15 protein-coding genes are annotated in these 12,566 nt (G+C 64.4%); 6 read left to right on the forward strand and 9 right to left on the reverse strand.

Features of this window, described 5'->3' with window-relative positions; genetic code table 11:
- The first annotated feature begins 65 nt into the window (after positions 1 to 65).
- Positions 66 to 890 carry a serine O-acetyltransferase gene (gene cysE / locus E4K65_RS11530; RefSeq protein ID WP_167770732.1) on the forward strand — a complete coding sequence of 275 codons (825 nt, stop codon included), beginning with the start codon at positions 66 to 68 and terminating at the stop codon, positions 888 to 890.
- Positions 891 to 1,017: 127 nt separating this feature from the next.
- Positions 1,018 to 1,236, forward strand: a complete 219-nt coding sequence (locus tag E4K65_RS11535) for a DUF3126 family protein (protein ID WP_007602550.1) — start codon at positions 1,018 to 1,020, stop codon at positions 1,234 to 1,236.
- Between the two features lie 320 nt (positions 1,237 to 1,556).
- On the opposite strand, the gene E4K65_RS11540 is transcribed toward E4K65_RS11535, so the two are convergent.
- Together E4K65_RS11540 and E4K65_RS11545 are read right to left on the reverse strand one after the other, a co-directional pair.
- The gene (locus E4K65_RS11540; protein ID WP_135174260.1) at positions 1,557 to 3,362 is read right to left on the reverse strand and encodes a caspase family protein; all 1,806 of its coding nucleotides are present in this window, start codon (positions 3,360 to 3,362) and stop codon (positions 1,557 to 1,559) included.
- A 321-nt stretch (positions 3,363 to 3,683) separates the two neighbouring features.
- Positions 3,684 to 4,391 carry a hypothetical protein gene (locus E4K65_RS11545; RefSeq protein ID WP_135174261.1) on the reverse strand — a complete coding sequence of 236 codons (708 nt, stop codon included), beginning with the start codon at positions 4,389 to 4,391 and terminating at the stop codon, positions 3,684 to 3,686.
- Positions 4,392 to 4,613: 222 nt separating this feature from the next.
- On the opposite strand from E4K65_RS11545, the gene E4K65_RS11550 reads away from it, so the two are divergent.
- Positions 4,614 to 4,943, forward strand: coding sequence for a DUF6949 family protein (locus E4K65_RS11550; RefSeq protein ID WP_092191516.1), 330 nt, complete (start codon positions 4,614 to 4,616; stop codon positions 4,941 to 4,943).
- A gap of 92 nt (positions 4,944 to 5,035) precedes the next feature.
- Positions 5,036 to 5,566: a gamma carbonic anhydrase family protein gene (locus tag E4K65_RS11555; protein ID WP_027547051.1), complete on the forward strand. Its 531-nt coding sequence runs from the start codon at positions 5,036 to 5,038 to the stop codon at positions 5,564 to 5,566.
- Positions 5,567 to 5,639: 73 nt separating this feature from the next.
- On the opposite strand, the gene E4K65_RS11560 is transcribed toward E4K65_RS11555, so the two are convergent.
- Positions 5,640 to 5,870 (reverse strand): hypothetical protein, encoded by a 231-nt coding sequence (locus tag E4K65_RS11560; protein WP_049823738.1) that lies wholly within the window; start codon positions 5,868 to 5,870, stop codon positions 5,640 to 5,642.
- Positions 5,871 to 5,965: 95 nt separating this feature from the next.
- On the opposite strand from E4K65_RS11560, the gene E4K65_RS11565 reads away from it, so the two are divergent.
- Together E4K65_RS11565 and E4K65_RS11575 are read left to right on the forward strand one after the other, a co-directional pair.
- A complete protein-coding gene (locus E4K65_RS11565; protein ID WP_135174262.1) occupies positions 5,966 to 6,292 on the forward strand; it encodes a hypothetical protein in 327 nt (108 codons plus the stop codon).
- Positions 6,293 to 6,396: 104 nt separating this feature from the next.
- On the forward strand, positions 6,397 to 6,753 hold the full coding sequence (locus E4K65_RS11575; protein ID WP_135174264.1) for a hypothetical protein: 357 nt from the start codon (positions 6,397 to 6,399) through the stop codon (positions 6,751 to 6,753).
- A 188-nt stretch (positions 6,754 to 6,941) separates the two neighbouring features.
- Here E4K65_RS11575 and E4K65_RS11580 read toward each other — a convergent pair whose 3' ends face one another.
- The 6 genes from E4K65_RS11580 to E4K65_RS11605 form a co-directional block, all read right to left on the reverse strand.
- A complete protein-coding gene (locus tag E4K65_RS11580) occupies positions 6,942 to 7,436 on the reverse strand; it encodes a hypothetical protein (RefSeq protein ID WP_135174265.1) in 495 nt (164 codons plus the stop codon).
- 177 nt (positions 7,437 to 7,613) lie between these two features.
- A complete protein-coding gene (locus tag E4K65_RS11585) occupies positions 7,614 to 8,345 on the reverse strand; it encodes an aspartate/glutamate racemase family protein (RefSeq protein ID WP_135174378.1) in 732 nt (243 codons plus the stop codon).
- Between the two features lie 20 nt (positions 8,346 to 8,365).
- Positions 8,366 to 9,244: an ABC transporter permease gene (locus tag E4K65_RS11590; protein ID WP_135174266.1), complete on the reverse strand. Its 879-nt coding sequence runs from the start codon at positions 9,242 to 9,244 to the stop codon at positions 8,366 to 8,368.
- Between the two features lie 2 nt (positions 9,245 to 9,246).
- Positions 9,247 to 10,206, reverse strand: a complete 960-nt coding sequence (locus E4K65_RS11595; protein WP_025575682.1) for an ABC transporter permease — start codon at positions 10,204 to 10,206, stop codon at positions 9,247 to 9,249.
- 4 nt (positions 10,207 to 10,210) lie between these two features.
- On the reverse strand, positions 10,211 to 11,500 hold the full coding sequence (locus E4K65_RS11600) for an ABC transporter substrate-binding protein (RefSeq protein ID WP_025575684.1): 1,290 nt from the start codon (positions 11,498 to 11,500) through the stop codon (positions 10,211 to 10,213).
- Between the two features lie 45 nt (positions 11,501 to 11,545).
- Positions 11,546 to 12,532, reverse strand: a complete 987-nt coding sequence (locus tag E4K65_RS11605) for an ABC transporter ATP-binding protein (RefSeq protein WP_025575686.1) — start codon at positions 12,530 to 12,532, stop codon at positions 11,546 to 11,548.
- Between the last annotated feature and the right edge of the window lie 34 nt (positions 12,533 to 12,566).

Here is a 12,566-nt window from a genome sequence, read left to right on the forward strand (position 1 = left end):
GGACTTTGTCGCCTAGACTGTGCTATAGAGCCAACCAAACGAGCCCATTCGAAAGAGCAGATCCCATGGCAGTGCATCAGGTCAATCCGGGAGGAAAGCTCGCATCCCTCGATCCGATCTGGGACCGGATCCGGAGCGAGGCGGAGGACATCGTCCATCGCGAGCCGGAGCTTGCGACCTTCATCTATTCGACGGTGCTGCACCACAGCCGCCTCGAGGATTCGGTGATCCATCGTCTCGCCGACCGGCTCGATCATTCCGCGCTGTCGGGCGATCTCGTGCGCCAGACCTACGACGAGGCGCTGCGCGACGATCCCGATCTCGGCAACGCCTTCCGCGCTGATCTCGTCGCTGTCTACGATCGCGATCCCGCGACCTCGCGCTTCATCGATCCGTTGCTCTACTTCAAGGGCTTTCACGCGATCCAGACCCATCGCCTAGCGCACTGGCTCTGGCTGAAGGGCCGCAAGGACTTCGCGTATTATCTCCAGAGCCGCGCCTCTGCGGTATTCCAGACCGACATCAATCCCGCCGCGCGCATCGGCCGCGGCATCTTCCTCGACCATGCCACCGGTTTCGTCTGCGGCGAGACGGCTGTGATCGAGGACGACGTCTCGATCCTGCACGGCGTCACGCTCGGCGGCACCGGCAAGGAGAACGAGGACCGTCATCCGAAGATTCGCCATGGCGTGCTGATCGGTGCGGGCGCGAAGATCCTCGGCAACATCGAGATCGGCCATTGCGCGCGCATCGCCGCGGGCTCGGTCGTGGTCAAGCCGGTCCCGCACAACGTCACGGTCGCCGGCGTGCCCGCCAAGATCGTCGGCGAGGCCGGCTGTGCCGAGCCGTCGCGCACCATGGATCAGATGATCAACGCGACGGGGCTTTGAGCTCGAGAAGAAGGGCCGGATTCTCCGGCCCTTCTCGTCCCCAAAAATTCTTTGGCAATTCATGCTGGCGGTTCGTCGCGTCTCGTCCTAAAACCCCGCCAACTCAGATTTCGATTGGAGACTTGCCGTGGACGTCAAGGAAGTAAGGAAGCTCGACGCGTATCTGAAGCGCGTATTCGGCAATCCCAAGATCCGCGTCGTGCCGCGGCCGAAGAAGGACGATTCCGCCGAGGTCTATATCGGCGAGGAGTTCATCGGCGTGCTGTTCGTCGACGACGAGGACGACGATCGCTCGTTCCAGTTCCAGATGGCGATCCTCGAGGACGATCTCGTCGATCAGGAGTAGTTCGTCACCCGTCATTGCGAGCAAAGCGAAGCAATCCAGGAATCTTTCCGCGGAGGGATTGTGGACTGCTTCGCTGCGCTCGCAATGACGACGTTAGATTCGCAGTCCCGTAACTCTATCGCTTTTCAAGAATGCGCAGCCGCGCCGGGGCGTCAGCGACGATGACGCTTTGCGCATCGTGCTGCGGCGTCGTTCCGGCAAGTCAAACGTCAACCGCGCGTTCCGCAAGGTCGTGGGACCAGGCGAGTCCTTACCGGGCGTGGAAGGGGGCGCGGCCTAGCTGCCCGGTCTGTAAGGGAAGGTTGCGTCTCGGCCGCCGCTCAGTCACACACTTCGGTTTGAGCCCCTGCCGACGCGTAAGAGTTGGCTCCAACCCTCTGAGCAGTGACCCGACAGCCGGGTTTTACCGGTCGGCAGCCGGCTTGATTGCAAAGCATCTGACCAGACGCCTGCGGCTTCGCGGGTGCAGCTTCAGTTTGCTTCCGCTCGGTGTCCCGCTTCTTGGCATCCTCGCGGGCCGCGACCGGCTTCTTGTCCTGCACCTTCTCGCATTCATTGTCGTCATTGATGCGATGGCCGGCGCGGCAGGTGATCTTCACGCAAGCATCGCCGTCGGCCTTGAAGCCGTGATCGCACACCAGCGGGCAGACCCGGCCAGGCTTGGCCTTGATGGCGTCGAGCGCGTCGAAGCTCGCGAGCTTGGCGTCGAACTTCGTTCCCGCATATTTGTTGAACAGCGTCAGCGAGCGTTGCGATGACGCATTCCAGTCGCCGTCTGCCGAGGCTGCCAGACAGCCGACGCGACGGAGTTCTGACTGCACCAGCTTCGCCGTCTCTGCGGCGGACAGGGTGGGCTGTGATGAGGTCGGCGCAACGGCTGCAACTCTCTGTGCGCTGTCGGCAACTTGCTGCTTCTCGGTCGCTTGCTTCTCGGCGGCTTGCTTGTCGGCGATCGCCTTGGCCGCTGCGGCCTCGGCCTCCTTCCGGCGCTGCTCGGCGGCGGCAGCCTTGGCCTCCTCGATCTGCTTGGCCTTCTCCGCCGCGGCCTTGGCGTCCTCAGCGGCCTTGGCGGCCGCAGCCGCTTTCTCCTGTTCGGCTTTCTTGGCCCGGTCGGTCGCGAGCCGCGCCTTCTCGTCCTCGGCCTGCCTGGCCTTTTCCGCGGCGGCGGCGCGGGTTTCTTCGGCGGCGATCTTGTTCAGCTGGCCCTTGGCGAGATCGGCATAGAAACCGCTGGGAAACTGGTTAAGGAAGGCTGTCCATCCGTCGCGCGTACCCAGCTGAAGCGCCAGTTCATAGTCGCGCCGGATTTCGGCGTCCGGATTGGCCTGCGGTCCGGCCACGACCGGCTTCGCGGCAACCAGCGGCACGTCATCGCCGCCGAGCGAGCCGTACACATACGGCTCCTGCTTGTAGCCGGTGGTCTTGAGGACGTCGTCGCGTACGAAGCCGAACGCCTTGCGCAGATCGAGGCCCGGCATCGGCAGGCGTTCGACGAGAGCGGTGGCAAACGGGCTGTTCTTGGCGTCGCCGTCCGAGGCGGTCGAGCCCGCCTTGGCCGCGAAGGCAACCATGGTGTTCGGGCTGGTCGGCTCGACCTTGGCAAGGCCGCGGCCGATGGCCCTTGAGGCCACCGTGCGCTTCATGGTCTTGGCGAAGGGATTGTCGCGGCAGGCATCCAGGATGACGAGGCGCAGTTGCTTGGCCGGCTCGATGGCAAACAGCACCCTGTCGAGCGGGAACGCCTCGTCGAGAACATCGGTATCGGTCTCCAAGGCGGCATCGGTCGGGATCAGGTAGTTGGTGCCGTCAAGCTCGATGCCGTGGCCGGCGTAGTAGATGACCGCGACATCGGCCTCGCGGGCCTTGCTGCCGAATTCGCGCAACGCCTTGCGCATGTCGACCACGTTCAGGTCGAGCTTGACGTCGACCGTCTCGAAGCCGGCCTTCCTGAACATGCCGCCGACCAGCGCGGCATCGTTCGCGGGGTTCGCGAGCCTCGCCACGTTCTTGTAGGCCGAGTTGCCCATCACGAGCGCGACGCGCTTCTCGGCCAGCGCAGAGCCGGTCCCAAGCCCAGTCGAAAGCCACGTCGCAAGGATCAACAAAACAAACAGCCGAAGCCGCATTCCAGCCCCCGAATGCAATAGCGTCAGATTATTGGCAGAATGGCGAAAAGCAATCTACGATCAGTGATATCAGTCACACATCGCTACGGCGATCCGGGGAATTCCGGTATCGGGTGGAAGGTGCGCAACCGCATCCATTCAAATCGATCTTCCCATGATGCCCATTGTGCTCCCGTTTTGCCCGACGGGTCAACGCTCGTTCGAAAAAGACGAAATACTCGATGCCGCCAATGCTTGGCTACTGTGCATGGGGTTGTTTTCGCAGTTTTTGGTTTACGGGCTCCAGCCCAAGCCGAAGTCGGGCAGAGCAGGGCGCCGCGCTCAGCCCTTCGGCCCGCGCAACTGCGCGGTCAGCCTGTCCATCGCCTCCGCCACCTCGCGCCATTGCGACAGCCAGCTGCGCGGAAAGCGGAAGGTGAGGTCGGCGCCGCCGACGCGGCGCTCGGAGAGGCACATGCCGGGCGTGGCCGCATCGCGCGTGCAACGTGCGGTCAGCGCGGGGCTTGCGGCAGAATAGAGGTCCTCGCTGCCGTAGGGGGTGTCGGCACGGAACATCCGCATCGTCAGGCCGTCCTCGGGCATCGTCGCGGCCTGGCCGAGATAACGCGGATAGATCGTGGCTGTCCGCTGCTCGGGCGAGAGCGCATCGTGATGCGCCGCGATCGACAGGAAGATGCGGTCGATCGGCTGCATCGCCGCTTCCACCGTGTCGGCGGTGACGTGCTTCGGCGCGCCGGGCGGCTCCAGCGAGGGATACAGGAAGTCGAGATCGATGCGCTCCTGCGGCCCGGTGTGGCGCTGGATCTTCATGCGGATCGCCGTCGTCGGCAGGTTGAATAGCGTGCCGCCGACGCTCACCGGCAGCTTGTCCGGAGCGTTGGCGCCGCTCGGGCCCCAGGTCGGCCACAACAGATAGGCGACGAGCGCGACCGCGCACACCGCCGCGGCGCCGCCGAGCACGATCGGGACGATATGCGCCCGGGTGCGCGTCCGGGGGGACCTAAGGGGAACTGCCGAAAACAACGTCATGAGTTGCGCGAGGTAAGCCGGAGGTCGGCCGATGGCCGACGAATCAGCGGCGAATATGCCATGTGGCGGCGATTTCGCGGAGCGTTCCCCGGCTGCGGGGAAGGGGGAGGGCCCTGCGCGAGATGGCCGGCGGCGTTAACCTTCCCTTAAGGATAATGTAGCGTTAACCGGCACCATTTGTCACAGGAAGGCTCCGGCGTTGCGTATGGGCGGACTGTTCCGATGACACCTGAAGCTCTCAATACCTTCTTCTCGATTGGCATCGGTTTCGCGCTCGCGGGCGCGCTCGTGAACGGATACCAGGCGGTCGCGCAGCGGCCCGCCGGCTTCGGCCTGTTGCAGGATGGCGTGGCCCCGAAGACCTTCGCGGCGGTGCCGTTCCTGGTGTTCGCCGCGCCCTTCATCATCATGCGCAACACGCTCCGCGGCATGCGGGTGGAAAGCCGCCGCGTCGAATTCGTGATGATGGCGACCCTCATCGCCGGCTTCTGGAGCATGATGAGCGGCACCTTCTTCCTGATGACGCTGCGCGCGGCCGGCGTTCTGGTCTGACGCTCGCAACCTCGCGCGTGGCCGGCCGAGCGGCCCTTTGCGTCGTCACCGTGCTTTCGCTATGGCTGTGGTCGACGTGACAGGAGTCCTCCATGGCGATCTACGAGCTCGACGGGCAGGCGCCCGATCTTCCCGCCGACGGCAACTATTTCATCGCTGAGACGGCGACCGTGATCGGCCGCGTGCGCCTGAAGCCGGGTGCCAGCGTCTGGTTCGGCGCGGTGCTGCGCGGCGACAATGAATGGATCGAGATCGGCGAGGGCGCCAACGTGCAGGACGGCTCGACCTGCCACACCGATCTCGGCTTTCCGCTCGTCATCGGCAAGAACTGCACCGTCGGCCACAACGTCATCCTGCACGGCTGCACGATCGAAGAGGGTGCATTGGTCGGCATGGGCTCGATCGTGATGAACGGCGCGAAGATCGGCCGCAACAGCATCGTCGGCGCCGGTTCCGTCATCACCGAGGGCAAGGAGTTTCCCGAACGCTCCCTGATCATCGGCTCGCCCGCACGCGTGATCCGCACGCTCGACGATGCCCAGGTGCAGAGGATGGGAAGCGCGGCGAAGTTTTACGTCGCCAACGGCCCGCGCTTCAGGAAAGGCCTGAAGCGGATCGGCTGATGCGCATGCCGGCTCCCCTTAGTCGGGATGTTGGCGCGCGCGGCGCGCGCCTCGGCAAAAGGATCGCGATCGGTCATCGTGATTTGGCCTTTCTGGCTTTGGGACGCGCGGCCGGCTTGTCCGGTTCGGCGCCGAGCCTGGCGCTTTTGCGCAATGCGTCCCGGAGATCGATCGGGATGCCGTGCTTCTTCAGCAGGTCGGCAAAGGCTTCGTCCGCGAGCTCTTGAAACGTCGCCATCCTGTCGCGTCCCAGTTGCTTGAGCTTGTCGAACGTGTCCTCGTCGAACGCGATCAGTTTGCGCATGATCGTGGCTGCCTCCTCGTTTCAAGCTGATGTGACGGCACTTGTTCCGGAACGGGCCTTGGTCCGGACCGTTGACAGGTAAAGGAGCATTTCCAATGGCCACCTCGCCTGCAACCGCTTCGATGAAGACCTTGATCGTGATCCTCAGCCTCGCGGCAATGCCGGCCGTATCATTCGCGCAAGCGACCGGCGGCTCTGCTGGATCCACTGGCGGTTCGTCGGGATCGACGACCGGAGGCGTCGCCAACTCGCCGGCGCCGCCGCCCGGCACCAACAGCCTGGGGACGGCTCAATCGTCCGGACCCGGCACCGGCTCCGGAGTCACCACCGGCACCGGCTCCGGCGCGGCCGCCGATGCCACCGTCAATACCGAGAACCGGCAGCTCGACAAGAAGATGAAGAGCATCTGCCGCGGCTGCTGATGCTCGCGCGGAAGTGAGACAGTGTGGCTGTCAGGAGTGCCCCGATAGCATTAGCTTGATCCTGCTTTGAAGCGTGGAGCGTGTCCACGCAGAGGATCGAGTAAATGCTACGCAAGATGATCATGGCAGCGCTGGCCGTCGCAGCGGTCGGTTTCTCGGCGCCGCAGGCGGCCCAGGCGCGGGGCGGTTTTGGACATGGCGGCGGCTGGGGCCATGGCGGCTGGGGTCATGGCGGCTGGGGTCATGGCGGCCACTGGCATGGCGGCGGCTTCTGGCCCGGCCTCGCCATCGGCGCCGGCATTGCCGGTGCCGGCTATTACGGCTACAGCTCCCCGTATTACGGCGACCCGTATTATTATGGTACCGGCTATGACGACGGTTATGGCGGATGCTATGTCGTGCGCAAGCGCGTGATGACGCCATCGGGATGGCGCTTCCGGCGCGTCGACGTCTGCGAGTGAGGCGGGAAGACCTGCTGGCCTGCTAAAAAACAAGGCCGTTGACGCAGTATACCGTCAACGACCTTGCCAGCCCCGGACATTGAAATCGGCTCACGCCATCCGGTGACGGCGAGCATCGCGCGGAATCACACGGGCGAATGTGATCCAGTTCACAAGTGACGAAAATTATGTCTGCGTGGGTGACCGGCTCAGCCGCGCGAGCGCTTGCGCGCGCTGGCATGGACGCGATTGCGTGCCGGTTTCTTGCGGGTAACCGACGGCGTCTCGGCCTCGGTGGCCCGGGCACTGGCAAAGGACTGGCGCAGGCCGTCGATGGACTCGTTCAGCGTCGCCACCTGCTCCGACAGGCGCTTGGTATCGGCCTGCTGGGCCGCGAGCAGCCGCTTCACGGTCTGGAGCTGGTCCTGCACGACCTGGAGCTGGTCGATCGATTCCTGCTGGGTCGCCTCAAGCCCCTTGGTCTTCTCAACCAGCTGCTCGGAGGCCTGGGCCGTGCGAGCCTGGAGCTGGCGTGACGCCACCACCCGGTCAGCCTCAGGCGCGGCGCCGGTATAGGCGCGCCAGATCGCAATCGAAGTCACGCCGGCGATCAGCAAGAGGAGGGCGGCGGCGGTCAGCGCGATGGGCTGGGCGCCGAGGCGAAACAGGGGGGTGGACGGTGTGTCCTCTGCGAGATCGATCATCGCTGACAAAACCCAAATTGAAACTTGGTGAGTGGCGAAGACCGGCAACCCAGGGGCCGCCGGGATGTCCCGAAAACGCAACAGTTCGGCAACAAATGGGACCAAAAAGAGGCTGAAGGCGAAAAACCAGCAATCTTCTGGCCTTAAGGCCTCCAAAGGCCCCGCCGGAAGCAGCAATCAGGGCTGAAACGGCGCAAACGGCCCGGAATAGGTCTTCGACCGTGGCGCAGCGTAGGGCCCCAGCCGGGACGTCTTCAGGCCGAGTCGCACCAGCGATTCCGCCAGTGTCACGGCGGCGGCGACGCCGTCGATCACGGGCAGGCCATGCGCGGCGGCGAGCTCGGCGGCGAGATCGGCCATGCCGGCGCAGCCGAGCACGATGGCCTCCGCGCGGTCGTTTCGGATCGCGGCCGTGATCTCCGCGGAGATTCTTGCGAGCGCATCGGCGTTGCGCTCCTCGAGCGCGAGCACGGGGACCTCGGCGGCACGGACGCGAGCGCAGCGCCCGGCGAGGCCGTACTTCGTCAGATTATGCTCGATCGGCACGATGGAGACACCGAGCGTCGTCACCACGACAAAGCGCGCTGCGATCAGGCTCGCCATGTGGAAGCCGGCCTCGCCAATGCCGATCACCGGCGCTTTCGCCGCCGCGCGTGCCGCGTCGAGGCCGGTGTCGTCGAAACAGGCGATGATGTGGGCGTCCGCGCCGTCGCGGTCGGCCTCGCGGATGCAGCCGAGCATGCCGGGGACGGCGAAGGCCTCGTCGTAAAAGCCCTCGATCGAGACCGGGCCCATCGCCGGCTGGCGCGCGTCGATCTCGGTGCCGGGCAGGGCGACGCTGCGCGCCGCGGCGGCGATCTTCGCCGTCATCGACGCGGTGGTGTTGGGATTGACGACGTGAAGTCGCATCAGATCAGACAAGCCCCTTCTCAGACAAGTCCTTTGCCGGCGTCCGAGCCCTTGGCCGCCTGCCGCTTGTTCAGCACGTGGATGGTGCCGAGCGCAAGCGTGATCACCGTGAACGAGACGGCGGAGATCACGGTGCCGAGCGCGTAGATGTCGGGGTTCGTCACGGTGGTGGTGAGGCCTTGGAGATCGAGCGGCAACGTATTCACCGCCCCGATCGCCTGGCTGGAGCGCGCGAGCTCGTCCCAGGACAATGTGAAGCCGAACAGCCCGATGCCGATCACGGAGGGCAGGATGATCGGCAGCACGACATGACGGAACGTCTGCCACGGCGTCGCGCCGAGATCGCGCGCGGCTTCCTCGAGCCTGGGATCGAAGCGGTTGAAGATCGCGAACATGATCAGAAGCCCGAACGGCAGCGTCCAGGTCAGATGCGCACCGAGGCCCGAGGTGAGCAGGCCCATCGAGGTTTCGAAATTCTCGCTCCAGTGTGCCTTGATCAGATCGTCGATGATGCGGAATTCAAGCGAGATGCCGAGCGAAGTGATGATCGAGGGAACGATGAGGCTCGCGATCGCCGAGTAGAACAGGATGCTTTGCGCCTTGAACTTGCGGCGGAAGGCCATGCCGGCGGCGACCGACAGCACGACGGTGACAATCATGACGATCACGCCGAGCAGCAGCGAGCGGCGGAAGGCCGCGCCGAGATCGACGATGCCGGTGCCCTGGAACAGTTTTGCGATCCAGAAGGTGGACACGCCATTCATCGGGAAGGTGAGGCCGCCCTGCGGCCCCTGGAACGACAGCACGTAGATCGCGATCATCGGACCGTAGAGAAACAGCACATAGGCTGCGAAGAAGATCGCGAGCACGTAGAAAGAGCGCGGGCGTCCTTCCTTCATGCTCAGAGCTCCTTCTTGATGTCGACGATGCGCGACATCATGGTGATGATCAGGAACGTGATCGCGAGCAGGATCACGGCGTTGGCCGCGGCTGCGGGGAACTGCAGCGCGTTCACCCGCGTCTCGATGATCTTGCCGGCCGCCGCAATCTGCTGGCCGCCCATCACGCCGATGGTGATGAAATCACCCATCACGATGGTGATGACGAAGATCGAGCCGATCACGATGCCGGGCTTGGCGAGCGGAATGATGACGTTCACGAGCGTCTGGAAGCCGGTGGCGCCGGCGTCATAGGCGGCCTCGATCAGCGACTTGTCGATGCGCACCATCGAATTGAAGATCGGCACCACCATGAAGAAGGTGAAGAGGTGCACCAGCGCCAGCACGACGGAGAATTCGGAGAACAACAGCCATTCCAGCGGATGGTTGATCAGCCCCGTCTTGACGAGGCCGGAATTGACGAGGCCGTTGCGGCCGAGTAGCGGAATCCACGCGATCATGCGGATCACGTTGGAGGTCCAGAACGGGATCGTGCAAAGCAGCGACAATCCCATCTGCCAGGTCTTGGACTTGATGTGGAAGGCGAGGAAGTAGGCGACCCAGAAGCCGATGAAGAGCGTGAGGGCCCAGACCAGGAAGCACAGCTTCAGGGTCATCAGATAGGTCTTGCCGATCGTGCAGAGATCGGGGAGCTGCGCGATGCAGCCTTCGAACGTGTCGGTGTAGCCGCGGCCGGAGAACGCCGGCAGCAGCTGGTATTCGTTGTAGTCCCAGAACGAGACGATGACGACGAACACCAGCGGGATCAGGAAGAAGGCGAGAAACACCAGCATCATCGGCCCGGCCTGGAGCCAGGAGATGAAGGACGGCGACAGGCGCGTCACTTTCGCAGCGCGCGCTGTGCCCGACCCCGGGATCAATCCCGGGGGTGCCTGTTGCAGGATGTCCTCCGACGTGTCCATCAAATTACGCCGCGATGAACTCGTTCCACTTGCGGACCATGTAGTCGTTCTCGTCCATCACCGCGTTCCAGCAGGCGACGCCGCCCATGCGGTCCTCGTAGGAACCGCCGTCGCGCACCGCGCCGGCCTTCTCCAGCAGCGAGCCGTCGGGCGCCTTGATGTCCTTCTCGGCCGGCTTGCCTTCCATCCAGTAGGCCCACTCGTAGGGCTCCATATGCGCCTTCGCGGTGGAGAGCACGGCCGAGTAGTAGCCTTGGCGGTTGAGATAGGCGCCGGCATAGCCGGACAGGAACCAGTTGACGAACTCGTAGGCCCATTCGAGCTTGGCTCCCGACACGCCCTTGGAGACGCAGAAGCCGGAGGCCCAGGAGCGGTAGCCTTCCTTGAGCGGCTGGAAGGTGCAGGGGATGCCCATCGAGCGCACCTTCGTCACCGCGGGCGACCACATCGACTGGATCACGGTTTCACCTGAAGCCATCAGGTTGACGCTCTCGTTGAAATCCTTCCAGAACGCGCGGAACTGGCCGGCCTTCTTCGCCTCGGTCATCACCTTCATGGTGAGATCGATCTCTTCCTTGGTCATGTTGCCCTTGTCGGCATATTTGTACTTGCCGGTGGCTTCCACGACCATCGCGGCATCCATGATGCCGATCGAGGGGATGTTGAGGATCGAGGCCTTGCCCTTGAACTCGGGGTTGAGCAGCTCGGCCCAGGTGCTGATCGGCCGCTTGATCAGGTCAGGACGGATGCCGAGCGTGTCGGCGTTGTAGACGGTCGGGATCAGCGTGACGAATTCGGTCGCCGACGTCGCGAACTTCTTGGAGTCCTTGCCTTCGAGATAGAGCACCTTCCAGGGTGCGGTGCCCTGGCCGCCGATCTTCTTGCCGCCAGGCGTCTCGCCCTTGGTGAAGACGGGCGTGATGTTGTCGAATTCCTTGATCTTCCTGGCGTCGAGGGCAAGGATGTTGCCCGACGGCACCAGCTTCTTCAGCGAGAAATATTCGGTGTCCAGCACGTCGAAGGAGTTCGGCTGGGTCATCACGCGCTTGGTGACGTCGTCGGTGGTCGCGGTGATGTATTCGATCTTGATGCCGGTGTCCTTGAGGCACTGCTTGGAGATGTCGTCGCCCTCGTTCACGGCGGTGCCGAGATAGCGCAGCACCTTGGTTTCCGCCGACTTCACATAGGGAAAGCCGGTGATGGCGCCGGAGCCGGCGGCAAGGCCGGCGAGACCCGCGGTGCTCTTCAATAGCGTACGGCGGCTGACGCCGGTCTTCTTGGTCGTCTCGGTCATATCGCTCACTCCTCTTCTGTGTTGCGCATTTTCTGGATGACGGCGCTATTGCAGGCGCTGCGCCTTGGCGGGATCCCAGGTGGCCAGCACGCGATCGCCCGGTCGGAACGGGTGAACGTCGAAGGCGGCCTCGGGGAGGTGGGAGAACAGGGCGGTGCCGTCGTCGAGCGTGAGCGAGACGGCGATGTAGGAGCCCTGGTACTCGGTCTGGGTCAGCAGCGCTGGCGCGCCGTACGCGCCATCGGCGAACGGCACGATGCCGAGCTGATCGGCGCGCACGGCGATGAGTTTGCCGGCGTCGCTGAGGACGTTATGGCCGCCGATGAAGCGCGCCACGAATTCGGTGCGGGGATGGTGGAAGATGTCGCGAGCGGTACCCTGCTGCTCGATCTTGCCGTGGTTCATCACCACGATGTGGTCGGCGAGCGCCATCGCCTCTTCCTGGCCGTGGGTGACCTGGATGAAGCTGATGCCGAGCTCGCGCTGCAGCCGCTTCAGCTCGCCCCGCATCTTCACCCGCAGGAACGGATCGAGCGCGGAGAGCGGCTCGTCGAGCAGCAGGATCTGCGGCTCGGTGATCAGGGCGCGGGCGAGCGCCACGCGCTGCTGCTGGCCGCCGGAGAGCTGCGCCGGCAGCCGGGCCGCATAGGGGGTCATGGCCACCAGCTCGAGCAGTTCGCCGGCGCGCTTGTGCCGCGTCGCCCGGTCGATTCCGCGCATTTTCAGGGCGAAGGCCACGTTGTCGAGCACGGTCAGATGCGGAAACAGCGCGTAGGACTGGAACATCATCGCGGTGCCGCGCTTGGCGGGCTCGAGGTCGGTGACGTTCTGCGCGCCCAAAATGATGTCGCCATCGCTGACCGCCTCGTGGCCTGCGATCATGCGCAGGGTCGAGGTCTTGCCGCAGCCGGAGGGGCCGAGCAGGCAGCAATAGGTGCCTGCCGGGATCTTGAGGTTGACGTCGTCGACCGCCAGCGTCGTGTCGTAGCGCTTGGTGACGGCGACCAGTTCGAGGGCGGCAGGAGTGGCCATGGCGTGTCCGCTGGGAGGGCGATGCTCCGGCTTT

This window comes from Bradyrhizobium niftali (assembly GCF_004571025.1).
Lineage (GTDB): Bacteria > Pseudomonadota > Alphaproteobacteria > Rhizobiales > Xanthobacteraceae > Bradyrhizobium > Bradyrhizobium niftali.

Excerpts from the sequence above, each read along its gene's own strand:
- E4K65_RS11605 (WP_025575686.1), bottom strand. The coding sequence starts at position 12,532 with ATGGCCACTCCTGCCGCCCTCGAACTGGTCGCCGTCACCAAGCGCTAC.
- E4K65_RS11600 (WP_025575684.1), bottom strand. The coding sequence starts at position 11,500 with ATGACCGAGACGACCAAGAAGACCGGCGTCAGCCGCCGTACGCTATTG.
- cysE (WP_167770732.1), top strand. The coding sequence starts at position 66 with ATGGCAGTGCATCAGGTCAATCCGGGAGGAAAGCTCGCATCCCTCGAT.
- E4K65_RS11585 (WP_135174378.1), bottom strand. The coding sequence starts at position 8,345 with ATGCGACTTCACGTCGTCAATCCCAACACCACCGCGTCGATGACGGCG.
- E4K65_RS11580 (WP_135174265.1), bottom strand. The coding sequence starts at position 7,436 with ATGATCGATCTCGCAGAGGACACACCGTCCACCCCCCTGTTTCGCCTC.
- E4K65_RS11560 (WP_049823738.1), bottom strand. The coding sequence starts at position 5,870 with ATGCGCAAACTGATCGCGTTCGACGAGGACACGTTCGACAAGCTCAAG.
- E4K65_RS11550 (WP_092191516.1), top strand. The coding sequence starts at position 4,614 with ATGACACCTGAAGCTCTCAATACCTTCTTCTCGATTGGCATCGGTTTC.
- E4K65_RS11565 (WP_135174262.1), top strand. The coding sequence starts at position 5,966 with ATGGCCACCTCGCCTGCAACCGCTTCGATGAAGACCTTGATCGTGATC.
- E4K65_RS11545 (WP_135174261.1), bottom strand. The coding sequence starts at position 4,391 with ATGACGTTGTTTTCGGCAGTTCCCCTTAGGTCCCCCCGGACGCGCACC.
- E4K65_RS11555 (WP_027547051.1), top strand. The coding sequence starts at position 5,036 with ATGGCGATCTACGAGCTCGACGGGCAGGCGCCCGATCTTCCCGCCGAC.
- E4K65_RS11595 (WP_025575682.1), bottom strand. The coding sequence starts at position 10,206 with ATGGACACGTCGGAGGACATCCTGCAACAGGCACCCCCGGGATTGATC.
- E4K65_RS11590 (WP_135174266.1), bottom strand. The coding sequence starts at position 9,244 with ATGAAGGAAGGACGCCCGCGCTCTTTCTACGTGCTCGCGATCTTCTTC.
- E4K65_RS11540 (WP_135174260.1), bottom strand. The coding sequence starts at position 3,362 with ATGCGGCTTCGGCTGTTTGTTTTGTTGATCCTTGCGACGTGGCTTTCG.
- E4K65_RS11575 (WP_135174264.1), top strand. The coding sequence starts at position 6,397 with ATGCTACGCAAGATGATCATGGCAGCGCTGGCCGTCGCAGCGGTCGGT.